Annotated in this window: 25 protein-coding genes and 1 pseudogene; 10 read left to right on the forward strand and 16 right to left on the reverse strand. The window is 64.8% G+C overall.

Annotated elements, in window-relative coordinates; all coding sequences use genetic code 11:
* Positions 1-79: 79 nt before the first annotated feature.
* Positions 80-928 carry an ATP-binding protein gene (locus LG047_RS16705; protein WP_227967888.1) on the forward strand — a complete coding sequence of 283 codons (849 nt, stop codon included), beginning with the start codon at positions 80-82 and terminating at the stop codon, positions 926-928.
* A 13-nt stretch (positions 929-941) separates the two neighbouring features.
* Positions 942-1,262 carry a hypothetical protein gene (locus LG047_RS16710; protein WP_036286285.1) on the forward strand — a complete coding sequence of 107 codons (321 nt, stop codon included), beginning with the start codon at positions 942-944 and terminating at the stop codon, positions 1,260-1,262.
* Positions 1,263-1,281: 19 nt separating this feature from the next.
* On the opposite strand, the gene LG047_RS16715 is transcribed toward LG047_RS16710, so the two are convergent.
* Both LG047_RS16715 and nth read right to left on the reverse strand, forming a co-directional pair.
* Complete coding sequence (locus tag LG047_RS16715) at positions 1,282-1,737, reverse strand: cupin domain-containing protein (protein WP_051134422.1); 456 nt, start codon at positions 1,735-1,737, stop codon at positions 1,282-1,284.
* A gap of 85 nt (positions 1,738-1,822) precedes the next feature.
* Entirely contained in the window at positions 1,823-2,512 is a 690-nt protein-coding gene (gene nth / locus LG047_RS16720) for an endonuclease III (RefSeq protein ID WP_227967889.1), read from the reverse strand.
* 51 nt (positions 2,513-2,563) lie between these two features.
* Between nth and LG047_RS16725 the strand changes: the two genes are divergently transcribed.
* On the forward strand, positions 2,564-3,055 hold the full coding sequence (locus tag LG047_RS16725; RefSeq protein WP_227967890.1) for a DUF2244 domain-containing protein: 492 nt from the start codon (positions 2,564-2,566) through the stop codon (positions 3,053-3,055).
* Here LG047_RS16725 and LG047_RS16730 read toward each other — a convergent pair whose 3' ends face one another.
* The 3 genes from LG047_RS16730 to gloA all read right to left on the reverse strand — a co-directional run bounded on the left by LG047_RS16730 (position 3,056) and on the right by gloA (position 5,066).
* Entirely contained in the window at positions 3,056-3,703 is a 648-nt protein-coding gene (locus LG047_RS16730) for a DedA family protein (RefSeq protein ID WP_036286292.1), read from the reverse strand.
* 105 nt (positions 3,704-3,808) lie between these two features.
* A complete protein-coding gene (locus LG047_RS16735; RefSeq protein WP_227967891.1) occupies positions 3,809-4,399 on the reverse strand; it encodes a hypothetical protein in 591 nt (196 codons plus the stop codon).
* Between the two features lie 226 nt (positions 4,400-4,625).
* The gene (gene gloA, locus LG047_RS16740; RefSeq protein WP_227968519.1) at positions 4,626-5,066 is read right to left on the reverse strand and encodes a lactoylglutathione lyase; all 441 of its coding nucleotides are present in this window, start codon (positions 5,064-5,066) and stop codon (positions 4,626-4,628) included.
* A 139-nt stretch (positions 5,067-5,205) separates the two neighbouring features.
* On the opposite strand from gloA, the gene LG047_RS16745 reads away from it, so the two are divergent.
* Positions 5,206-6,606, forward strand: a complete 1,401-nt coding sequence (locus tag LG047_RS16745; RefSeq protein ID WP_227967892.1) for a cation diffusion facilitator family transporter — start codon at positions 5,206-5,208, stop codon at positions 6,604-6,606.
* A 111-nt stretch (positions 6,607-6,717) separates the two neighbouring features.
* Entirely contained in the window at positions 6,718-6,978 is a 261-nt protein-coding gene (locus LG047_RS16750; RefSeq protein ID WP_036286296.1) for an exodeoxyribonuclease VII small subunit, read from the forward strand.
* A gap of 23 nt (positions 6,979-7,001) precedes the next feature.
* Here LG047_RS16750 and LG047_RS16755 read toward each other — a convergent pair whose 3' ends face one another.
* The 3 genes from LG047_RS16755 to LG047_RS16765 form a co-directional block, all read right to left on the reverse strand.
* The gene (locus LG047_RS16755; RefSeq protein ID WP_144259774.1) at positions 7,002-7,493 is read right to left on the reverse strand and encodes a hypothetical protein; all 492 of its coding nucleotides are present in this window, start codon (positions 7,491-7,493) and stop codon (positions 7,002-7,004) included.
* A gap of 94 nt (positions 7,494-7,587) precedes the next feature.
* Complete coding sequence (locus LG047_RS16760) at positions 7,588-8,829, reverse strand: alpha/beta hydrolase (protein WP_227967893.1); 1,242 nt, start codon at positions 8,827-8,829, stop codon at positions 7,588-7,590.
* A gap of 95 nt (positions 8,830-8,924) precedes the next feature.
* Entirely contained in the window at positions 8,925-10,241 is a 1,317-nt protein-coding gene (locus LG047_RS16765; RefSeq protein ID WP_227967894.1) for a DUF3422 family protein, read from the reverse strand.
* 231 nt (positions 10,242-10,472) lie between these two features.
* On the opposite strand from LG047_RS16765, the gene LG047_RS16770 reads away from it, so the two are divergent.
* Positions 10,473-10,706 carry a hypothetical protein gene (locus LG047_RS16770; RefSeq protein ID WP_036286301.1) on the forward strand — a complete coding sequence of 78 codons (234 nt, stop codon included), beginning with the start codon at positions 10,473-10,475 and terminating at the stop codon, positions 10,704-10,706.
* A 9-nt stretch (positions 10,707-10,715) separates the two neighbouring features.
* On the opposite strand, the gene LG047_RS16775 is transcribed toward LG047_RS16770, so the two are convergent.
* The 5 genes from LG047_RS16775 to LG047_RS16795 form a co-directional block, all read right to left on the reverse strand.
* The gene (locus tag LG047_RS16775; RefSeq protein ID WP_158497357.1) at positions 10,716-11,180 is read right to left on the reverse strand and encodes a hypothetical protein; all 465 of its coding nucleotides are present in this window, start codon (positions 11,178-11,180) and stop codon (positions 10,716-10,718) included.
* A gap of 80 nt (positions 11,181-11,260) precedes the next feature.
* On the reverse strand, positions 11,261-12,889 hold the full coding sequence (locus LG047_RS16780) for an alpha-D-glucose phosphate-specific phosphoglucomutase (RefSeq protein WP_036289273.1): 1,629 nt from the start codon (positions 12,887-12,889) through the stop codon (positions 11,261-11,263).
* 138 nt (positions 12,890-13,027) lie between these two features.
* A complete protein-coding gene (locus tag LG047_RS16785) occupies positions 13,028-13,441 on the reverse strand; it encodes a hypothetical protein (protein ID WP_036286302.1) in 414 nt (137 codons plus the stop codon).
* 144 nt (positions 13,442-13,585) lie between these two features.
* A complete protein-coding gene (locus tag LG047_RS16790) occupies positions 13,586-14,035 on the reverse strand; it encodes a cyclic nucleotide-binding domain-containing protein (protein WP_227967895.1) in 450 nt (149 codons plus the stop codon).
* Between the two features lie 39 nt (positions 14,036-14,074).
* Complete coding sequence (locus LG047_RS16795; RefSeq protein ID WP_227967896.1) at positions 14,075-14,710, reverse strand: helix-turn-helix domain-containing protein; 636 nt, start codon at positions 14,708-14,710, stop codon at positions 14,075-14,077.
* An 84-nt stretch (positions 14,711-14,794) separates the two neighbouring features.
* Between LG047_RS16795 and LG047_RS16800 the strand changes: the two genes are divergently transcribed.
* On the forward strand, positions 14,795-15,328 hold the full coding sequence (locus LG047_RS16800; protein WP_227967897.1) for a L,D-transpeptidase: 534 nt from the start codon (positions 14,795-14,797) through the stop codon (positions 15,326-15,328).
* On the opposite strand, the gene LG047_RS16805 is transcribed toward LG047_RS16800, so the two are convergent.
* A complete protein-coding gene (locus LG047_RS16805) occupies positions 15,316-15,987 on the reverse strand; it encodes a YggS family pyridoxal phosphate-dependent enzyme (RefSeq protein WP_227967898.1) in 672 nt (223 codons plus the stop codon). The two genes, LG047_RS16800 and LG047_RS16805, sit on opposite strands and share 13 nt — an antisense overlap.
* Before the next feature lie 131 nt (positions 15,988-16,118).
* Here LG047_RS16805 and leuS point away from each other — a divergent pair, with 131 nt between their 5' ends.
* From leuS to holA, 3 genes are read left to right on the forward strand one after another with little or no spacing between them, the layout of a single operon-like run.
* The gene (gene leuS / locus LG047_RS16810) at positions 16,119-18,752 is read left to right on the forward strand and encodes a leucine--tRNA ligase (protein ID WP_227967899.1); all 2,634 of its coding nucleotides are present in this window, start codon (positions 16,119-16,121) and stop codon (positions 18,750-18,752) included.
* Between the two features lie 31 nt (positions 18,753-18,783).
* Positions 18,784-19,272, forward strand: coding sequence for an LPS assembly lipoprotein LptE (lptE, locus tag LG047_RS16815; RefSeq protein WP_227967900.1), 489 nt, complete (start codon positions 18,784-18,786; stop codon positions 19,270-19,272).
* Positions 19,273-19,280: 8 nt separating this feature from the next.
* Positions 19,281-20,300, forward strand: coding sequence for a DNA polymerase III subunit delta (holA, locus tag LG047_RS16820; RefSeq protein WP_227967901.1), 1,020 nt, complete (start codon positions 19,281-19,283; stop codon positions 20,298-20,300).
* On the opposite strand, the gene LG047_RS16825 is transcribed toward holA, so the two are convergent.
* Together LG047_RS16825 and LG047_RS16830 are read right to left on the reverse strand one after the other, a co-directional pair.
* The gene (locus LG047_RS16825; protein ID WP_227967902.1) at positions 20,301-20,657 is read right to left on the reverse strand and encodes a DUF1428 domain-containing protein; all 357 of its coding nucleotides are present in this window, start codon (positions 20,655-20,657) and stop codon (positions 20,301-20,303) included.
* Positions 20,654-20,854: pseudogene (locus LG047_RS16830) on the reverse strand (VOC family protein); the annotation flags it as partial. The gene LG047_RS16825 and the pseudogene LG047_RS16830, both read right to left, overlap by 4 nt.
* Positions 20,855-20,870: the final 16 nt, after the last annotated feature.

Raw genomic sequence — 20,870 nt, forward strand, 5'->3', positions numbered from 1 at the left:
TTGGCCGTCTAGGCGGCTGCTGCGCTACGGTATAATCCGGCTGGCCCGGTAAATCAGCCCCAGACGTCAAGGACCGTTCATGTCGAAGAAGGATGTCGCCGCTTGTCTCGCCCGTATCGCCGACGCCCTCGAGCGCCTCGCGCCGCCCGCGCCGCCGCCCCCGGATTTCTCCGCCGCGGAGGCTTTTGTCTGGCGCGCGGCTGGCGGGGCGTTTCATCCGGTGCGGCGTGTCAATCGCGTCGACATTGACCTTCTGGAGGGGATCGACCTCCAGCGCGACATTCTTTTCGCCAACACCAGCCGCTTCGCGAAAGGGTTGCCCGCCAACAATGCGTTGCTGTGGGGCGCGCGGGGTATGGGCAAGTCGTCGCTGGTGAAATCCGTGCATGGCGCTCTGGCCGGGGAGGGGCGCCTCAAGCTCGTCGAAATCCATCGCGAGGACATCGAGGCGCTGCCGGACCTCCTCGGCGCCTTGGCTGGCGCGCCGTTCCAGTTCATCGTCTTTTGCGACGATCTTTCCTTCGACGGGCCGGAGACGAGCTACAAGGCGCTGAAAACCGCGCTCGAGGGCGGCGTGGAGGGGCGGCCGAAAAACGTGCTCTTCTTCGCCACCTCCAACCGCCGCCACCTCATGCCGCGCGACATGATGGAGAATGAGGCGGCGACGGCGATCAACCCCGGCGAGGTCATCGAGGAGAAGGTTTCGCTCTCCGATCGTTTCGGCCTTTGGATCGGCTTCCACAATTGCAGTCAGGACGATTATCTCGCCATGGTCTTCGGCTACGCCCGCCATTACGGGCTGGACGCTCCCGAGGCGACCATCCGCGCCGAGGCGCTCGAATGGTCCATGACGCGCGGCGCCCGCTCGGGGCGCGTGGCGTGGCAATATGTGCTCGATCTGGCCGGGCGATTGGGAAAGACGCTTTAGAGGGAGGCGCGCAATGATCAGGTGGGGCGTTCTGCTGGCCTTGGCCGCCGTCGCGACTCTCCTCATCTGGCTACTCGTCCCGAAAGACGAAAAAGAACGCCTGGCGCCGATCGAGGGCCGCGCCCGCGGGGATCTGCTGGAGGCCTGCAATCAGGCCGCCGCGGCGGCGGGCCGCCCCGAGCGCTTCTCGCCCGCAGACGTGACGACGCGGGTCGAAGAGGTTGGCGCGCAGGGCGGCGTCGTCGCGCTCGTGTCGGTTCTGGAGGCGCGACGCGGCGGCCTGATCTGCCGTTGGAACGGCGCCGACGCAGCGACGATCCGATCGGCCGACTGAGCCGCGCCGTTCCCGCCCTTTATTGGGCCGGGTGCGAATGGTCCGCGTCATGCGGCGGCACGGGCATTAGCGATCCCTTGCCCTCGGGCAGCGACGCGGGCAGCAGCTCGAAGTTCAGGAGCACGACGGGGACCGATCCCGCGTTGCTCGATTCATGTGTCATGGCGCCCGTCTCGGTGAAGCAGTCGCCGGGCTTGTAGACGGTCGTCTTGCCGCCGATCTCATAGGTCAATTCGCCGGAGGTGATGCAACGCAGGCCCGGACCGATGTGATGATGCGCATGCATGTAGCCCGCAGGGTCCATGCTCACTTCCGTCACCCGGATGCGATATTTGCCGTTGAGTTCGGAGAGATGTCCGAGGTCGGCAAGCTCCGCTTTCACCTTGGCGTGAAAGCCCTTGAGGTCGACGCCATCGGCGCGGGCGGCCCCCGCCGCAAACAGGCAGGCGATGGCGATGGCGGATTTCTTCAGCATTGGGCGCTCCCTTGTTCGTTACCCATTGCGGTCGAGCTTATCTCGCCACGGGAGCGCGGCAAGAGAGGAAGTCACATGGCGTGGGTCAGACCGTCTTCCCCTTGAAGCGGCAAAGATCGTTGATCAGGCAACGCGGACATTCCGGCTTGCGCGCCTTGCACACATAGCGCCCGTGCAGGATCAGCCAATGATGGGCGTGCAGGAGATATTCCTCCGGCACGATGGACTCCAGGCCCGCCTCGACCGCCTCGGGCGTCGCGCCTTTCGCGAGCGGAAGGCGGTTGGAGACGCGAAAGATATGCGTGTCCACCGCGATCACCGGCTGGTGAAAGGCGATGTTGAGCACGACATTCGCCGTCTTTCGGCCCACGCCGGGAAGCGCCGTCAGCTCCTCGCGCGTGCGCGGCACGTCGCCGCCATGGCGCTCGATGAGCAGCTGCGACAGGGCGCCGACATTCTTCGCCTTGGAGCGAAACAGCCCGATCGTCTTGATCGCTTCGCGCACCCGGTCCTCGCCGAGCGCGACCATTTTTTCCGCAGTGTCGGCCATGGCGAAAAGCGCGGGCGTCGCCTTGTTGACGCCGGCGTCCGTCGCCTGCGCGGAGAGCACGACGGCGACGAGCAGGGTGAACGGATTCGTATAGTAAAGCTCGCCCTTGGGCTCCGGATTGGCCTCGCGCAGCCGGGCAAAAATCGCCTCGACGCGCGCGGCCTCGGCCGCCGGTAGCCGCCGCCGCGCCGCAGGCTTTCGCTTTTGGGTGGTTTTTACCGCCATTGACGCGTTATATCTTTGTCTTCGCAGAGGCGAAAGCGCTGGGCAGCAGGGATGTCCGACCCGTTCGAGCGAAAAATCTATGAGGCGCGGCTTTCGCCGCATCGCTCGATGACGCCGCGCGCCTTCTATCTGTTCATCGTTGTTTATTGCGTCGCGCAACTCGTTTTCGCGCTGCCCTTTCTCTTCATGGGCGCCTGGCCGGTCGCGGGCTTCATGGGGCTCGACGCGCTGGCGCTCTATATCGCCTTCCGAATCAGCTTTCGCTCCGCCGGCGCCTATGAGACGCTCGACCTGACAGCGCTGGAGCTGGTTTTCGCGCAGGTGGACGTCGGCGGGCGGCGGCGCGAGTGGCGATTCAACCCATCGTGGGTGCGGCTGCAGCAGGATGTGCATGAGGAATTCGGCACGCAGAGCGTGGCGCTGGTTTCGCGCGGGGAGATCGTCGAAATCGGCGCCTTTCTCGGCCCTGAGCAGAAAGCCGAACTCGCCCGCGATCTCGATCGCGCCCTGGCGACCGCGAGACGCGGACCCCGCTTCGAATAGTCACGGTTCGGCGCGCTGGCTCATCACGTCATCGGCCTGGCGCATCAGGCGCTGCTCATGTTGCTTGTAATAACGCCAAAGCAGGAAAAGCCCGACGAGAAGCGCAATGCCCGCCGTCGTCGTGATCGAGCCTTCGACCTTCTGGAAGCTGGCGGTGAGAGAAAAGGCGCCGAAACCGAAGACCGCCGCCCACACGACGCCGCCCGTCGCATTGTAGAACATGAAGCGTCCCGGCGGCACGCGATTGGCGCCGGCCAGCAGCGCGGCGAGGATTCGCAGGATCGAGATGAAGCGGCCGAAGAAAACGATTGCCCCGCCCCATTTGTAGAAGAGATATTGGCCGAGCCGCAGCTTCTCCGGCCCGAGGCCGATGCGGCGTCCATGGCGCTCCAGCATCTTCACGCCGAAATTTCGCCCGATCCAGTAACCGACGTTGTCTCCGACGATGGCGCCCGCCGCGGCGGCGAAAACGATCGTCTCGATCGACATGGCGCCCGACAGGCGCGCATAGATCGCCGCGCCCACGAGCATGGTCTCGCCCGGTAACGGCAGGCCCGCGCTCTCCATCGCGACGATGACGAAAATCGCCCAATAGCCATAGGTGGAGAGAATTGCGGCGATCTGCGCCTGATCGAGAAGATGCGTCATGTTTTCCGGGTCGATGGAGCGTATCGCGAAGATATAGGCCCAAAAAAGGAAAAAGCGACATCGTTGACGACGCCGCTTTTGTTGGGTTCGCGGTTGCGCGCCCGTTCAGTGGAGCTGATGCATTCCTTTGCAGCTCACGCCGACGACATAGGGGCGCCCCATGGACGCCTCGTCATCGAAAAAAAGCGCGCTATCTTCCAATGCCGGTTCGAGAACAGCGCGCAGCCCATGGAGCAGGGGCTGATCGGCGCCAGAGATTTTTTCGCGAAGGGCTTCAAAAGCCGAATCGTCAGCTCGGCGCGCGAATTCGCGAACGACGATGACGACGAATCTGCCGACTTCCACACCCTTCTCATGGGCAGCGACGCGGACCCGTTCGGCGAAGCGGCCACCGATGCACGAAAGCGCCGCCTTGGCGACCATTTCGTTGGAACAGGAATGGATCAGATCCGCGATCACCATGGCGACCTCCGCTTTCCTTGTTGTTCCAGCCCTTCGCTTTTTTTCTTCGTCCCGCCGCCGCCGGCGGACATAGGGCGATTCCATTCTGGATTGTAAAACTTCAACATGAACCTTGCATGTATGGAGATCGTCAGATCCGCCAACGATCCCTCGAATTTCTATTATGGTGAACGACTCGCCGCGAGAATTCTTCACCGCGGCTTTGGCTTGACGCGCCGTCAAGGAGCGCATCATCACGGCCCGCTTTACGTCTCGCCTGTGACAGAAAGACGACCAGCGTTGACTCCCGTATCGATGCGCCTCGAACTCAACGCGCGCATGATTACAGAGCCGCTCATGGGTAAACTCGCAGCTTCGAGAAAAGTTTCCGCGCTTTCAAAAAATTCGTTGCTGCGCCCGCTCACATGCCTGTGCGACGCAATAGCATGGCGCAGCGCGGCGCCAGCGCCGCGCGCAAATCTCACCACACGCCAATATTCGGCGCCGAGGCCCAGGGCTCGGCGGGCGACAGCGACTTTCCGTTTTGTAGAAGCTCGATGGAGATATTATCGGGCGTGCGCACAAAGGCCATGTGCCCGTCGCGCGGCGGCCGGTTGATTGTCACGCCGGCCGCTTGCAGTCTCGAGCAGACTTCGTAGATGTCGTCTACGGCAAAAGCGAGATGGCCGAAATTGCGCCCGCCGCCATATTCGTGCTCGTCCCAGTTATAGGTCAGTTCGATCAATGGCGCGTCGGTCTCGCGCGCGTGGTCGGCGTCGGCGGGCGCCGCGAGATAGACCAGAGTGTAGCGGCCCTTGTCGTTCTCCATGCGACGGATTTCCTTCAGGCCGAGAATGTCGCAGAAAAAATGCAGCGAACGGTCAAGATCGCCGACCCGTATCATCGTATGCAGGAACTTCATCATGGGTCTCCGGTTGAAGCGGCGCATCATAGCATTTTCGCAGCGCTCCGCGCCGGGGTTCGCGCGGTTTGCGTCGGCGGGCCGGCCTTGCTAGGTCATGCGGCATGAGCCCCAGCCTGCGGCCAGATGAGGCCATTCCATGACAGATATCGCGACAGCGGAGGCGGCCGGGCAGAGCCGCAAGGTCGCCGCCGCCAAGGCCTCGATCGCGGCGAGCGCGCTTTTGGCCGCCGCCAAGCTTGCCGCCGGCCTGTGGTCGGGCTCGCTGGCGCTGCTCTCCGAGGCCGGCCACGCCTTCGTCGACACGGGCGCCACCGTGCTGACCTATTTTGCGGTGCGGGAGGCGGAGAAGCCCGCCGACGCCGAGCATCACTATGGACATGGCAAATACGAGGCGCTGGCCGCGCTCGTCGAGACCGGATTTCTCTTCGGCCTCGCCCTGCTCGTCGTCGGCGAGGCGATCCGCCGCCTGGGCGAAGCGCATGTCGAGATCGACGCCGGCTGGCCGGTATTTGGCGTGCTCGGCGTTTCCATCCTCGTCGATTTCGTTCGTTCGCGCCAACTGGGCGCGATTGCGCAAGAGGAGCGCAGCGACGCGCTCGCCGCCGATGCATTGCATTTCGCGAGCGACCTGCTGTCGTCGATCCTCGTGCTTCTCGGGATCGTCGCCACCCATTTCGGATTCATGCAGGGCGACGCGATCGCCTCCTTCGGCGTCGCGGCCTTCATTTCCGTCGCCGGTTATCGACTTGGCCGTCGCACCATCAGCACGCTACTGGACGCGGCGCCGGGCGAACTTGCGTCGGAGATCGAAAAGGCGATTTCCGAAGCGCCGGGCGTCATATCTCTGGACGAACTGCGACTGCGCACCGTCGGGGCCGATGTGATCGGCGAAGCGACGATCGGCGTCGCGCGCGGCTTGCGCGTCGAGCAGGCGGCGCGCATCAAGGAGGCGGTCGGCGCAGCAATCGCTTCCGTCGCGCCGCAGGCGCGGGTCACCCTTGCGCTCGACGCGCGCGCGCTCGATGACGAAACGGTTGTGGAGCGCACAATGCTCGTCGCCGCGCGGCGGCATCTTTCCGCGCATCACATCATCGCGCAACAGATCGGCGACCGACTGTCGATCGGCCTCGACATCGAACTCGACGGCGCCATGCCGATCAGCCGCGCGCACGCGATCGCCACCGATTTCGAGCGTGCGATCCGCGACGAATTCGGCGCCGACGTCGAGATCGAGACTCACATCGATCCGCTCGCGCCGCATGTGCTGATCGGTCGCGACGTCGATCCATCCGTCGTCGCGGAAATCGAGGCCGCGCTTGTGCGCAGCAGCGAGGCGGTCGGCTATATCGCCGACGTGCACGACGTGCGTGTGCGCGACACTTCCGGCGGATGGGTCGTCAAATATCATTGCCGCGTCGACCCGACCGAATCTGTCGAGACGGTTCACACGGCGGTCGATGAAATCGAGCGACGCATGCGCGACGAATATCCGGCGATCCTGCGGATTGTCGGCCATGCGGAGCCCTACGACCACTAGGCGTGTTCAGGAAAAAGCGTATGCGGTTTTTTGTCCGAACGCGCCACACAACATGAAGCGAAAGCAAATTCGGGGAATTTGCTTCAAGCGCGTCTGCGCGAAGGAGGAGCCATGACCAGCAAAGCAGCGGACGCGAGCGCGGACATTGCGGCAATGCCGTTCGAGAAAGCCATGCAGGAACTCGAGCGCATCGTCGGCGAACTGGAAAAAGGTTCGGTTTCGCTCGATGATTCCGTTACGCTCTACGCGCGCGGCAAGGCGCTGCAGGAGCGCTGCGAGAAACTGCTCGCCGAGGCCGAAGCGCGCGTCGAAAAGATCACGCTCGGCGAGAACGGCGCGCCGAAGGGCGTCGCGCCGCTCGATGTGGAATAGGGCGCTGTCGCCGATTCCGCCGACTATTCGAGTTCGATCACGACGCCTTCGGCGCCAAGCGCCGTCTGCAGGCCTTCTCGTTTTCCCGCGAGACTCAGCATGACGCCCTTGGCGTTGCGCAGCCACATTCTGCCTTTGCCCATGTCGCCCAGCGCCCATCCGCTACGAATTGCGGCATAGGGGCCGGGGAAGTCGGAAATATTATCGAGTCCATAAACTTCGCCGGACGCATTGAGACGCGAAGCGCCGATGCCGCCGACGCCCAGCCCTCCCAGCTTGAAATTGTAAGTGCGGCCCTTGTAGGTCAGCTTGCCGCCGCCGACGGCGCCCGATGCGAGGAAGGCGACCTGCACCTGGTGAATGCTGATCTTGCCCGAGGGCGGCGTCGTGGGCCGTTCCTCTGCGCTTGCCGCAGCAACGGCGCCGAGCGCGAGAAGCCCCGCAATCGCGCCGCGCGACAGCCTCCGGCAAGTTTGCATTCGTCGACCGGAAATCCCTTCATTCATTGTTGTCATTACAGCCTCGAATTGCTCGCGCTTGGTTATCTCTACCCTCTGTTGCGCATCGCGGGGGCATAGTCCAGACAAAAGGCCAGGTCGAGGTTTGAAGTCACTGCGTGGTCACCGGGCGGTCGGGCAGGTACCAGAAGGGTCTTTCCACTTCCACCAGCGACCGTCCCGGATCGCCCGCCTTTTTGCCATCGCGAATGAGCGCGACGAGATCCGCGCGAACAGCCGGATCGGACAGGAAATAGCTGTGCCCGATGAGACCGCCGCCGCCCTGTGAGGAAATGAAATCGGCGACGCCCGCCGCGTTAGTCATGAATTTCGTTTCACCCGGATCTGCATGCGCGTCGAGGAGGCCGAGGCGCAACTGGCTGCCGAACAGGAACTTCGACAGGCTCAACGCCCTGTCGCCAGTCGATGAGTAGACGGTGAAGTGCAACTGGCCGGGATTGAAGACGACGCTTCGCCGGGGCGCGCGGCCATAGGACAGGTCCGGATCCGACGGGACGCCGAACAATCTTGCGACGGCCACGTCGATGTCGATGTCGGGCGCGGCCAGGATTACGTTGGCGATCTTGAACCGCGATGACAGGGAACCCTGCGTCACATAGGCTTCGATCCCGAGATGCTGCAGGGCCGACGTCAGCACGTCCGTGCCGCGGCTGTGGGCGAGGAAATGCAGTCGCTTCAGCCCCGGCGTGCCGGCGATGACGCGAATGGCCTTGCGGATGTCGATCACGGCGAACTCGCCGGATTCGCGATCGACATTGTAGCCGAAGAGGATGCCCTTCGATCCGCCGGCCGGCCATGTCAGCGCGATGCAGACGAAATCCTGCGGCCCGAGATCGTTGCAAAGCTGCGCGGCGGATTTCGCCGCGTCCTCGAAACTGTTGTTGTAGCCATGGACGAAGACAACGATCTCCTTGCGGCTCGTCGCGGCGAGCCGGCGCTGGATCTCACTCTGCATGTCGGCCACCGAGCGTTCATGCGCCGCGACGGTCCCGGACTCACGCCGGATGCCGCCTTTCACGCGCTCCAACCCGTAGGGCGTCGCCGGGAAGCGGCCCATTTCGACCGGCGGCGCGACAAACGCTGCGTCGGCGTCTCGGCCAGACACCGCCACCTCGCCGAACGCCAGCGCATGTGAACGCCCCGAGTTGTAGGAGACGGTCCCGTCCTCCCGCGCGATCGACGCGCGGTTGGTGACATAGAAAATGTCGAGCGCCGAGCCGCCGCCGCCGGACGCGCCGGGATTAATGACGTTGGCCGCCGGAGAGACGGACTGGCAGCCGCAGATGGAAAGCGCGGCGACCAGCAAAGCGATGGATCGGACCAGTCTCCACATGAGAGCGTCTCTCGAAAATCTGCCCAGGCATGGCTAACATGAAAGCTGTACCCATAAAAAATTGTCGAGAACAAGCAAAAGCTTGAGGTTTGGCGTCATTCGACCCGTTCTTCCTTCGCCGCGCGGCTCGACAGAAACCGCACGCGCGCCATATAGGCCCAGGCGATAAGCAGCGACACCGGCAGCGCCAGCGCCGCCGCTTTTTCGGCGGACATTCCCGCGGGCAGCAGGCCCAATTCCTTCAAATCCTTGGCGAAATAGGCGAAAAGCCCGACGAGATAATAGGCGAGGCCCGCCATGGATATGCCCTGCACCATGCGGTTCAGGCGCATTTGCAGACGCGTGCGGCGAACCATGTCGTCGAGCAGCGCGCCGTTCTGGCGCTCCATGTCGAGCGTCGCGCCGGTGCGCATCAGATTGGTCACGCGTCCGACGTCGCTGGAAAAGCGGATTTGCCGCGCCTCGACCGCATTGCAGGTTTCGATCGCCGGATCGAAGCGGGCGCTCAGGAAATTCGAGAAGGTCACATATTGGCCTTCCTTGGCCTCCTGAAGAAGCTCGAGCCGGTTCTTCACCAATGCGTTGTAGGCGCGGCTCGCCCCGAAGCGAAAACCGGTGCGCGTCGACAGCGCTTCGCTTCGGGCGAGAAGATCGGACAGACGCCTGAGCAGGTCCTGATTGGCGCGCGGATCGTGCCCCGCGCTGAGCGCCTGCGTTATCGCGGAAAGGTCCTGCTCCATGGCGCGCAACTGCGGCGACACTTCCCGCGCGAGCGGCAGGCCGAGCAGCGCCATGGTGCGATAGGTCTCGACCTCCAGCACGCGCTGCGCAAGGCGGCCCGCCTCCAGCGTCGAGGCGTGCAGCGTGCGGATCGCGAAGCGTGTGAAGCCATAAGGATCGACCGCGAAATCGGTCAGCACATTGGCGCATTCCTTGCCGACGCCGATGACGCAGAGGCTCTGTGAATTGAAGACGCCCGCGAGCTCCTCGAGCGGCCGGTCGCGATCGACGACGCAAAGATGCGACTTGACGATGACTCGGCCCGGCGGGCGGAACGAAATCTCGCCCGTGGCGAGCGGATCGGGGTGGCTGAAAGGCGCCGCCGCGTCGAGGGCCGTCGACCAGGTGTAGGTGGTGAATTCGGTGTGCTGCTCCCAGCGCAGCCGCCACTGGCCGAATATGAAATAATGAAACTTCGCGTCCGGCGCCGGCCCGTTGGCGCCCTGGCTCCACGCCAGCTGCTCGATCGCGGCGCGATCGGCGGCGGCCTCCTGGTGGTTGGTCGCGAAGGCGAAATGATAAATGCGGCGCGGAACCTTCAGCGGCAGGAAAGGGCGCGCATGCAGCTCCGCAAGCACCGCGTCGCGCCACTCATGATCGACCCACTGTGCGCCGTCGTCCGCTCCGACCATATTTGTCCCTCCAACGCCGCTCAGCTTATAGCCGCGGGCCGCGCCGGATGGCGAGTGTAAAGGGCGCCCGGATCGTGGCGCTGTTTCGCGGCGAGAACGCTCCGCAAGAAGTCTGGGGAGCGGGCGGAAGGAGGGCCGTCCCCCGAAATTCGACCCCCGAAGCCCTGCGAGCTTTGAATCCAGGTCCGCGGCGCATATATGAGATGCTCAACCTTGAGGCGACGTATCGTAATGTCCGACGACACCAGCGACGAAATGAACGGATTGGCTGATCCTTTCAGCTACGAGGATCTCGTTTCCCAGCGCGCCATGGCCTTCTATCATGTCGCCAGACTCACGGACACGATCAAGGACGAGGCCGTCAAAGAGCTCTGCCTGACGATGCTGCGCAAGCTCAATTCGAGCATCAGGGCGCCATCGACGGCCGACGTGCGCTCGATCGAGGGCGGCAAGAGCGCGGGCTGAGCCGCGGTATCAGCTCTCGCGGGACTTGTTCGGATCCGTCTTCGAGGCGCGGATGTTGAAGATCTCCCCACGGTATATCTTCTTGCCGTCCGGGTAGGCGGCCAGCGTCTGCTTGCCGGAATGGGTGCGGTTGTCGACCGGCGAGACATAGTCGTAATCGACCGTAACCTTGTATTTCACCGTGAAGTCCTGCCAACTCGGGTGATTCTTCGCGAGATATTGCGCCTTGTCGCAGGCGAGCGTGTCCGACGTCGTCCTCGTGCGTCCGGCGCGCTTTTCAAGATAGCAGACTTCCTGCACATTGGTGACGCGCGCCTGGACCGGCAGGTAATTGGCGTTCTTGTCATAGCGGTCGTAAATGTAGAAACCGCCGACGCCCAGAGCGACGAGCCCGAAGCTCATCACGCGATTTGCGCCGTAATTCAGCAATCCGTTAATCATGACGATGATCCATTGCCCGAAATTTCGGAGCATCGTCGCGCGCAAAGTGTTGCGGCCAGGCTAAAGCTCTGGCCGCAGTTGAGACTATCCTTAAGCGTCGCTTGCCGCAGGCGTCAGGTGATCACGCTCGGCGTTTCGCGCTGCGTGAAGCGCTCGATCTGCGCGATCTCCCGCGAGAGCGCGATGAGGTCGCCGAGCGCCTCCTGGGTTTCGATGAATTGCCGCGCCATATCGGGCTCATAGCGCTCGATATAGACTCGCAGCGTCGCCCCCGCCGTGCCAGTGCCGGAAAGGCGATAGACGATGCGCGAACCGTCCGTAAACATCACGCGCAGGCCCTGATTGGCCGAATCCGATCCGTCGACCGGATCGTGATAGGCGAAATCGTCGGCGTCTCTCACTTCCAGCGCGCCGAACTTCCTGCCCTTCAGCGTCGGCAGACTGTCGCGCAATGTCTTGATCAGCGCATTGGCGCCGTCGCTGTCGACCTCCTCGTAGTCGTGACGGGAATAATAGTTGCGGCCATAGGTCGCCCAATGTTCGCGCACGATGGCGTCGACGCTCTGCTTGCGCGCCGCAAGCACGTCGAGCCAGAGAAGGACGGCCCAGAGCCCGTCCTTTTCGCGCACATGGCTGGAGCCCGTGCCGGCGCTCTCCTCTCCGCAAATCGTCACGAGGCCGGCGTCGAGCAGATTGCCGAAGAATTTCCAGCCGGTCGGCGTCTCGTAGATGTTCACGCCCAGCTTCTCCGCGACACGGTCGGCGGCGCCGCTTGTCGGCATGGAGCGCGCGATGCCTGCGATCCCGTTCTTGTAGCCCGGCGCGAGATGGGCGTTCGCCGCCAGAATGGCGAGGCTGTCCGAGGGCGTCACGAAACGGGAGCGGCCGATGATCAGATTGCGGTCGCCGTCGCCGTCGGACGCCGCGCAGAGGTCGGGCGAAGCGTCAGACATGGCGAGATCGTAAAGATGTTTGGCGTGAACGAGATTGGGGTCTGGGTGGTGGCCGCCGAAGTCGGGGAGGGGCTCGCCGTTCAGCACGCTCCCGGCCGCCGCGCCGAGCGCGCCTTCGAGAATTGCGCGCGCATAGGGGCCGGTCACCGCCGACATGGCGTCGAACCTGATGGTGAAGCCGGAGCGGAAGGCCGCGCGAATCCGGTCGAAATCGAACAGCGTCTGCATCAGCGCGCTGTAGTTTTCGACGCTGTCGACGATTTCGACGCGCATGTCGCCAAGCTGCGTCGCGCCGAGGCGGTCGAGGTCGACGTCGGGGGCCTCGATGATCCTGAACGAAGTTATCTCCTTCGTGCGCGCGAAGATGGCTTCGGTGACCTTCTCCGGCGCCGGGCCGCCGTTCGCCACATTGTATTTGACGCCGAAATCGCCATCCGGTCCGCCGGGGTTGTGGCTCGCGGAAAGCACGACGCCGCCGAAAGCCTTCAGCGACCGGATGAGCGCCGATACGGCGGGCGTCGAGAGAATTCCGCCGCGTCCGACCACTGCGCGGCCGAAGCCATTGGCGGCGGCGATCTTCAGAATGGTCTGGATGGCCTCGCGATTGTAGTAGCGGCCGTCCCCGCCCACGACGAGCGTCTGGCCCTCGAAGCCCTCGAGGCAATCGAAGATCGACTGCACGAAATTCTCGACGTAATGGCGCTGCTGGAAGACCGGGACCTTCTTGCGCAGGCCCGAGGTTCCGGGCCGCTGATCCTTGTAGGGGGTCGTCGCGATCACTTTCGCCATTCCTTGCGCCTCTTAAGAGCGGAAGCCCGGCCGAATCGGCGCCGGGCAGGAGCGTCGCAGTCTATATTCGCGACCGAGCAAACAGAAACGGCGGCGCATCGCCGCGCCGCCGTCTCGAACCGCTGACGTGGGAGGAGCTTACCAGCCCCAGCCGCCGCCCCATCCGCCCCATCCGCCATAGGCCGGATAGGCGTAGCCATAGCCGTACGACGGATAATAGTATCCGCCGCCGTAGTAGGGGTAGTAGCCGCCATAATAGCTGTTGCTCGAGGCAGCCGCGAGGCCAGCGCCGAGAAGGCCGAGGCCCACGCCCGCCGCCACGGCGGCGCCGGGGTTGTATCCGCGGCGGTAGTAGCCGCCATAATAGCCCCGGCGGTAATAGCCTCCGCCCCAGCCACGGCGATACCAGACCTTGTCGACAGGCGCCGACAGCGAGACGGTCGAGGGAGGCGCCGCCCCCATGGGACCCGCCAGAACCTCCTCGGGAACGGCGGTCGCCAGCACGGCGCCGCACAGGGCGCCGGAGAGCGCGGTCTTGAAAACATTACGCATAATCTGCCTCCATCTTGCGGCCACAGAGCATGGTGACGCCCCCGCCTCGCCAAGCTCACGCACCAATATGCGCTATGTAAACCGCTTTTGAACACCGTCGAGGGGCGATAGGGCGTCTTTTCGCCCCGTAACGTAAACGGAGACTCAGCCGTTGGCGCCGACGCTGGCCGCGACGCTGCGCGTGAAATCCACGAGACGCTCGCGGAAAAAATCCCGGGTGCGCGCCGCCGTCACCGGATGCTGTTCGAGAATCTGGTGAAAAAGCGCGCGGCTGATCCTGAGCACGGTCGCCGGCTCGCGCGCGACGGCGGTGACGGGCCGCAACGACGGGGCGACGAGCGCGGTCTCCCCGATCAGCGCCCAGGGCCGCACGAACCGCGCCGCCGGACGGCCGTCGTCATAGGGATCCAGGGCGATCGTGCCCATGGTCAGGATAAAGCCGCCGTCCGACGGTTCGCCCCGGCGAAAAAGCGTGTCCCCGGCGCGCATCAGCCGCGTTTCGGAGGAGAAGGCGAGCATGCGCAGGGCGCCGGCCTCGAAGATCGCGAAAAGCGGAATACGCGTGAGATTGCTGATGTCGTCGTCGAGCGTCATGGTCGTTCCGCTGGCCTGCGAGAAAGTCTTATAGATTTTTCACGCCAAGGGAACCACTGCTCCGCTCTCGCTATTGTCGACAGGCGCGGCGAGACGGTAGCCGCCATATTCGGTCAGAAGACGGCGCGGGCGCGCGGGGTCCGCCTCGATCTTGCGCCGCAGCCGGTGAATGTGCGTTTCGAGCGTCCGGGTCGAAACATTGGGTCCATATCCCCAGACCTCGCTGAGCAGCGTAGCCTTGGAGACGACGGCGCCATCGGCCTGCATGAGCCGGGCGAAGATCGCCGCCTCCTTTTCCGTCAGCCGAGCCGCTGGCGCGGGATCCGCGCGGGCTGCGGCTGGAGAATGCGCCGCCGCGATGCAGGCGGCGAGGTCCGCGAAACGGAAGGGTCGCTTCAAAGTCGCAGCGGCGCCCGGACAACGCCTGTCGTCACTGGAAATGACGATGGCGGCGCCGGTAAAGCCCGCCTGACGAAACCGGGCGATCGAGGCGGCCGCGTCGTCTCCGCAAGCCTTGTCGTCCAGCACCAGGACGTCCGGCCACGGCGGCGCGAGCCCGGAAAGGCAGGCGGGCGCCTCGCAAAGCTCGACGCCCACCAAGGTCTCGAATTGCTCTGCGAGGCTTGCCTTCAGAGGGGCGTCGGCGGCGATCAGAATCTTGCGCGGGCAGGTCATGTCGGGGCGTTTTTTGCGATCTTTCGACTTGACGGTAAAAACCTTGCTACGGACCGAACGATGCAACCCCGGCGATCTTCCATCATGTCCATCGCGCGCGCAACGACAGGGGTGACGCTTTTGCGCGTCGCCCGCCGCATCGGCGGCAAGCCGCATGAGGGGCGGCTTGCCGCGGGATCGCTCGTGCTGCCTTGCGCCATCGGCCGTTCGGGCGTCACGCGCGACAAGCGCGAGGGCGACGGGGCGACTCCGGCGGGGCGCTGGCGTCTCCTGTATTTTTATTTGCGTCGTCCCTGTCCCATGCGCCTGCCGTGGCGACGCGCGCGGCCCGATGACATCTGGTGCGACGACGCCCGCTCGTTTCTCTACAACAGGCCGCTTCGTGCGCCGTCGCGCCTCGGGCACGAGGAAATCTGGCGCGGGGACGGTCTCTACCACGTCGTCGGCGTGATGGATTACAATATCGTTCGCCGCGTGCGCGGACGGGGCAGCGCGATCTTCTTTCATATAGCGACGGACGATCTCGGCCCTACCGCGGGATGCGTGGCGCTGCGCGCGCGCGACATGGCCCGCCTGCTGCCGCGACTGGCGCGGGGCGCGACGATTTATGTCGAATAATCCCGCGCGCCCATGATTGCCGAGCCGACGCGCACATAGGTCGCGCCGAGCTGGATCGCGAGTTCGTAATCCGAACTCATGCCCATGGAGAGTTCGCGCAGCCCGTTGCGCGCGGCGATGTCAGCCAGAAGCGCGAAATGCGGCGACGCCTGTTCGTCGACTGGCGGCACGCACATCAGGCCGGCGATTTCGAGCCCGTATTTTTCGCGGCAGGCGGCGATGAAGGCGTCAGCCTCCTCGGGGAGCACGCCCGCCTTTTGGGGCTCGGCGCCGGTGTTGACCTGCACGAAAAGGCGCGGGCGCCTGCCGGTCTTCGCCATTTCTTCCGAGAGCGCTTTGGCGATCTTTTCGCGGTCGACGCTCTGGATCACGTCGAAGGTCTCGACAGCCTCCTGCGTCTTGTTGGACTGCAGCGGGCCGATGAGATGCAGCTCGATGTCCGGGTATTTTTCGCGGAGCGCGGGCCATTTGCCCATGGCCTCCTGCACGCGGTTCTCGCCGAAGACGCGATGGCCGGCGTCGAGCAGCGGAACCACGTCCTCGGCCGGAAAGGTCTTGGTGACGCAGACCAGGGTGACTTCAGCGGGGTCGCGCCCGCAGTCCGTCGCGGCGCGGGCGATTGACGCTTTGGTTTCGTTCAGACGGTCGATGATGGTCATGGGGTCTGGTTAAGGCGCAATCGGGCCGCCCGCAACCATCGAAAAGAAAGGACAGAGGGGCTTTGACATCCCCCCTCCCGACCGGCATTTAGGAGCAAATTTCCCGCCTCCAGACCGGACCGCCGACATCCATGAGACCAGAACGCTACAATTTTGCCGAGGCCGAGCCGCGCTGGCAGAAGATTTGGGAAGAAAAACAGGTCTTTAAGGCGGGCGTCAACGCCTCGGCGCCGAAATATTACGTGCTGGAGATGTTCCCGTATCCGTCGGGGCGCCTGCACATGGGCCATGTGCGCAATTATTCGATGGGCGACGTCATCGCCCGCTACATGCGCGCGAAGGGCTATGACGTTCTGCATCCCATGGGCTGGGACGCCTTCGGCCTGCCGGCGGAGAACGCGGCGGCGCAGACCGGCGCGCATCCGGCGAAATGGACCTACGCCAATATCGCCGCCATGCGCGCGCAACTGAAGACTCTGGGCCTTTCGCTCGACTGGTCGCGCGAGATCGCGACCTGCGATCCGGAATATTACAGGCATCAGCAGAAGCTGTTTCTCGATTTCCTGAAGGCCGGCATCGTCGACCGCAAGAAATCCAAGGTGAACTGGGACCCGGTGGACCATACGGTTCTCGCCAACGAGCAGGTGATCGACGGGCGCGGCTGGCGCTCCGGCGCGCTGGTCGAGCAGCGCGAACTCACCCAGTGGTTTCTGAAGATCACGAGCTACTCGCTGGAGCTTCTGGAGGCGCTCGACACCCTCGACCGCTGGCCCGACAAGGTGCGCCTCATGCAGCGCAACTGGATCGGCCGCTCAGAGGGCATGCTGGTGCGTTTCGCGCTCGATCAGCCGCCGGGCGAGGCGAAGGAGGTCGAGGTCTTCACCACCCGCGCCGACACGCTCTTCGGCGCCAAATTCGTCGCGCTCGCCGCCGACCATCCGCTGGCTAAGGCGGCGGCAGAGCAGAACCCCGAACTCGCCGCCTTCTGCGAGGAGTGCCGTCGCGGCGGCACATCGGCCGAGGCGATCGAGACCGCCGAGAAGCAGGGCTTCGACACGGGCCTGCGCGTTGCGCATCCCTTCGATCCCGACTGGAAGCTCCCGGTCTATGTCGCGAACTTCATCCTGATGGATTACGGCACGGGCGCCATTTTCGGCTGCCCGGCGCATGATCAACGCGATCTGGATTTCGCGACGAAATACGGGCTCGGCTTCAAGGTCGTCGTTTGCCCGGAAGGCGCCGATCCCGCGACGCTCGAAGCGCAGATCGCAAAGAGCGGTGAAGCCTTCGACGGCGACGGGAAGCTCGTGAACTCGTCCTTCCTCGACGGCCTCACCGTGCCTGAGGCCAAGGAGCACGTCGCGAACCGTCTCGAGACCACGGCGCTGTTCAACGCCCCGCAGGGCGCCCGCAAGGTGAACTACAAGCTGCGCGACTGGGGCGTCTCCCGCCAGCGCTACTGGGGCTGCCCGATCCCCATCATCTATTGCGAGACCTGCGGCCCCGTGCCCGTGCCGGACGCGGACCTGCCGGTGAGACTGCCCGAGGACGTCACCTTCGACCAGCCCGGCAATCCGCTCGACCGCCATCCGACATGGAAGAACGTCCCCTGTCCCTCCTGCGGCAGGCCCGCGCGCCGCGAGACCGACACGATGGACACTTTCGTCGATTCGTCCTGGTATTACGCGCGCTTCACGGACCCGCACAACGCCGACGCGCCCGCCGCGGCCGACGCCCTCGCGCGCTGGCTGCCGGTCGATCAATATATCGGCGGCATCGAGCACGCGATCCTGCATCTTCTCTATTCGCGCTTCTTCGCCCGCGCCATGCGTGACTCGGGTCACGCGGCGGCGGCCGAGCCCTTCGCCGGCCTCTTCACGCAGGGCATGGTCGTGCATGAGACCTACAAGGGCCCGGACGGCTGGGTTTCGCCCGCCGCCATCCGGATCGAATCTGGCGAGGGGGGCCGCCGCGCCTTCCTGCTCGACAGCGGCGCCGAGGTCGAAATCGGCCCGATCGAGAAGATGTCGAAGTCCAAGAAGAACACCGTCGACCCGGACGACATCGTCGCGAGCTACGGCGCCGACACGGCGCGCCTCTTCGTGCTCTCCGACAGTCCGCCCGATCGCGACGTGATCTGGTCGGACGAGGGCGCGCAGGGCGCGTGGCGCTTCGTGCAGCGCGTCTGGCGCACGGTCGGCGAACTTGGCCGGGTCGCGGCGCCGGCCGGAGCCGCAGCTCCGGGCGAGTTCGGTCCCGAGGCGCTGAAGCTTCGCAAGGCTACCCACAAGACCGTCGCGCAGGTCAGCGAGAACATCGAGCGACTGCGCTTCAACAGCGCCATCGCCCGCATCCGCGAATTCGGCAATGAGCTCACCGCCGCGCTCGACGCCGTGACCGAAACGCCCGTCGGCGCCGATCTCGCTTACGCCTTCCGCGAGGCGGCGGACGCGTTCGTGCGGCTCGTCGCGCCGATGACGCCCCATGTCGCGGAGGAATGCTGGACCGACCTCGGCCACGAGGGCCTCGTCTCCGAGGCGCCGTGGCCCGTGGCCGATCCTGTCCTTGTGGCGCAGGAGATGATAAGCCTGCCCGTGCAGGTGAACGGCAAGAAGCGCGCCGAGATTCTCGTCGCGCATGACGCCGACGAGGAAACGATTCGCAAAGAGGCCTTGTCGCAAGATGGCGTTCTGCGCGCCATGGAAGGCAAGCCGCTCAGGAAGTTCATTCTCGTGCCGAAGAGGATCGTCAATGTGGTCGTGTGAGAAAGCCTTCGGCCGACTTTTGGCGGCGGCCTTGACGCTCTCCGCCGCGCTGCCGCTCGCGGGCTGCATCGAGCCCATGTATGGCGCGACCGGCGGCTTCGATTCCTCGCCGCTCGCGGCCGAGCTTCAGGCGATCGAGGTCGACGAGATCCCGAACCGCATGGGCCATTATGTCCGCAACGAGCTGATCTTCGGTTTCAACGGCACGGGCTCGACCGTTCAGCCGCGCTATCGGCTCAGCGTGAATCTGCGCGAGCGCGTCCAGACGCCGATTCTCGACACGGTGACCGGCCGCGCCACCTCGGCGACCGTCATCGTCGTCGCCGAATATCGTCTCGTCACCGTGCCGGGCGGCGCCGAAGTGCTCAAGGGGGTCGCCAACGGCGTTGCGAGCTACGACCGTTTCTCGAACCGCTTCTCCAACGTCCGCGCTGCGCGCGACGCTGAAATCCGCGACGCCAAGGTCATCGCCGAGCTGATCCGCACGCGCGTTTCGACCGAGTTGGCGACGCGGCGCTAGAGCCGCCCGTGGTCGCGGTAAAAAGCGGCGCCGCCGAAAAATTCGTCTCCGCCCCGCCGGACGGGGTCTTTCTGTTTCTGGTCTTCGGCTCCGACGCCGGCATGGTGCGCGAGCGCGCGCTCACGATCGTGAGCAAGCGCGTCGACGACCGGCGCGATCCGTTCCAGTTCGTCGAGATGAGCGGCGACGCCGTGTCCGCCGATCCGCTCGCGCTGCTCGACGAAGCCAACACCACGCCGCTGTTCGGCGGACGTCGCGCCATCCTCGTCGAGACTGGCGCCAAGTCGGTCATTCCCGCCGTCACCTCGCTGATTTCCGCGCCGCCCGCCGCCTGCACGGTGGTGCTGACGGCCGGCGCGCTGAAGCGGGACGCCCCGCTGCGCAAGCTTGTCGAGGGCGCGAAACAGGGCGCCGGGATCGAATGTCAGCCCGACACCGAGCATGATCTCCACGCGCTGATCGACCGCACGCTGCGTGAGGCGGGGCTCGTCGCTGGTCCGGAGGCGCGCGGCCTTCTGCTCGCCGCGCTTGGCGAAGACCGGCTGATGAGCCGCGGCGAACTCACGAAGCTCGCGCTTTACATGCACGGGCGCGAACATGTGGAGGCGGCGGATGTGGAGGCCATTGTGGCGCATGCGTCCGGCGTCGCCTCGGACCGCGTGGTGACGGCGGCTTTTGGCGGCGAAGTCGGCGCGACGCTCGAATCCTATTTCGCGCAGGGTGGCGATCCGGGTGCGATCCTGTTTGGCGCCATGCGCTACGCCGTGGCGCTGCATCGCGCGCGCCTCGCCATGGAGCGCGAGGGCGGGCGCACCGACGCCGGCGTGACGGTCTTGATGCGCGCGGGCTTCGGCTTCATGCATCGCGCGCTGCTGGAGGAGCATTTGAAGCGCTGGACGTCGGCGCGACTCGGCGCGCTCGTTGAGCCCCTGCGCGTGGCGCAAACGCGCGCCCGCGCCAATGCGGGCGTCGCGCTGATGGAGGCTGAAAAGGCGCTATGGGAGGTGGCGAAGGCGGCGCGACGTTGATTATTCGGCGCCGGAGTCGAGCAAGACGCTGAAGCCGCCGAAGATCATGCGCTTGCCGTCGAAGGGCATTGGCATGTCCTTCATGCGCGGGTCCTCGCGCATCTTCTTGCCAGCGGCGTCGCGCGCTTCTTTGGACGGCCATACGACCCAGGAAAAAACGACGTTCTCTCCAGCTTGCGCCGCGACCGCGCGCCTGAAGTCCGTCACCTTGCCGTCCGGGACGTCATCGCCCCAGCATTCGACCACGCGCAATGCGCCATATTCCTTGAGAAGCGGCCAGAAGCTTGCGGCGGCTGTCTTGTAAGCCTCCCTGTTTCCGGAGGGCACGGGAATGACGAATCCGTCAATATAGCTCATTGGCAGGCTCCTTCCCGCTGCGGGCATCCGGCCTTGGCGGCCTCGACGTCCATCCACATGATTTCCCAGATGTGGCCGTCAGGATCCTCGAAGCTGCGGCCATACATGAAGCCGAAATCCTGGGCCGGGCAGGGGTCGATCCTGCCTCCGGCGCGCTGCGCCTTTGCGACAAGTTCGTCGACGGCCGCAAGGTTTTCCTCATCGCCCTTTTCC

This window comes from Methylocystis sp. WRRC1 (genome assembly GCF_020733155.1).
GTDB lineage: Bacteria > Pseudomonadota > Alphaproteobacteria > Rhizobiales > Beijerinckiaceae > Methylocystis.

Excerpts from the sequence above, each read along its gene's own strand:
- LG047_RS16705 (WP_227967888.1), top strand. The coding sequence starts at position 80 with ATGTCGAAGAAGGATGTCGCCGCTTGTCTCGCCCGTATCGCCGACGCC.
- LG047_RS16710 (WP_036286285.1), top strand. The coding sequence starts at position 942 with ATGATCAGGTGGGGCGTTCTGCTGGCCTTGGCCGCCGTCGCGACTCTC.
- LG047_RS16715 (WP_051134422.1), bottom strand. The coding sequence starts at position 1,737 with ATGCTGAAGAAATCCGCCATCGCCATCGCCTGCCTGTTTGCGGCGGGG.
- nth (WP_227967889.1), bottom strand. The coding sequence starts at position 2,512 with ATGGCGGTAAAAACCACCCAAAAGCGAAAGCCTGCGGCGCGGCGGCGG.
- LG047_RS16725 (WP_227967890.1), top strand. The coding sequence starts at position 2,564 with ATGTCCGACCCGTTCGAGCGAAAAATCTATGAGGCGCGGCTTTCGCCG.
- LG047_RS16730 (WP_036286292.1), bottom strand. The coding sequence starts at position 3,703 with ATGACGCATCTTCTCGATCAGGCGCAGATCGCCGCAATTCTCTCCACC.
- LG047_RS16735 (WP_227967891.1), bottom strand. The coding sequence starts at position 4,399 with ATGATGCGCTCCTTGACGGCGCGTCAAGCCAAAGCCGCGGTGAAGAAT.
- gloA (WP_227968519.1), bottom strand. The coding sequence starts at position 5,066 with ATGAAGTTCCTGCATACGATGATACGGGTCGGCGATCTTGACCGTTCG.
- LG047_RS16745 (WP_227967892.1), top strand. The coding sequence starts at position 5,206 with ATGACAGATATCGCGACAGCGGAGGCGGCCGGGCAGAGCCGCAAGGTC.
- LG047_RS16750 (WP_036286296.1), top strand. The coding sequence starts at position 6,718 with ATGACCAGCAAAGCAGCGGACGCGAGCGCGGACATTGCGGCAATGCCG.
- LG047_RS16755 (WP_144259774.1), bottom strand. The coding sequence starts at position 7,493 with ATGACAACAATGAATGAAGGGATTTCCGGTCGACGAATGCAAACTTGC.
- LG047_RS16760 (WP_227967893.1), bottom strand. The coding sequence starts at position 8,829 with ATGTGGAGACTGGTCCGATCCATCGCTTTGCTGGTCGCCGCGCTTTCC.
- LG047_RS16765 (WP_227967894.1), bottom strand. The coding sequence starts at position 10,241 with ATGGTCGGAGCGGACGACGGCGCACAGTGGGTCGATCATGAGTGGCGC.
- LG047_RS16770 (WP_036286301.1), top strand. The coding sequence starts at position 10,473 with ATGTCCGACGACACCAGCGACGAAATGAACGGATTGGCTGATCCTTTC.
- LG047_RS16775 (WP_158497357.1), bottom strand. The coding sequence starts at position 11,180 with ATGCTCCGAAATTTCGGGCAATGGATCATCGTCATGATTAACGGATTG.
- LG047_RS16780 (WP_036289273.1), bottom strand. The coding sequence starts at position 12,889 with ATGGCGAAAGTGATCGCGACGACCCCCTACAAGGATCAGCGGCCCGGA.
- LG047_RS16785 (WP_036286302.1), bottom strand. The coding sequence starts at position 13,441 with ATGCGTAATGTTTTCAAGACCGCGCTCTCCGGCGCCCTGTGCGGCGCC.
- LG047_RS16790 (WP_227967895.1), bottom strand. The coding sequence starts at position 14,035 with ATGACGCTCGACGACGACATCAGCAATCTCACGCGTATTCCGCTTTTC.
- LG047_RS16795 (WP_227967896.1), bottom strand. The coding sequence starts at position 14,710 with ATGACCTGCCCGCGCAAGATTCTGATCGCCGCCGACGCCCCTCTGAAG.
- LG047_RS16800 (WP_227967897.1), top strand. The coding sequence starts at position 14,795 with ATGTCCATCGCGCGCGCAACGACAGGGGTGACGCTTTTGCGCGTCGCC.
- LG047_RS16805 (WP_227967898.1), bottom strand. The coding sequence starts at position 15,987 with ATGACCATCATCGACCGTCTGAACGAAACCAAAGCGTCAATCGCCCGC.
- leuS (WP_227967899.1), top strand. The coding sequence starts at position 16,119 with ATGAGACCAGAACGCTACAATTTTGCCGAGGCCGAGCCGCGCTGGCAG.
- LG047_RS16825 (WP_227967902.1), bottom strand. The coding sequence starts at position 20,657 with ATGAGCTATATTGACGGATTCGTCATTCCCGTGCCCTCCGGAAACAGG.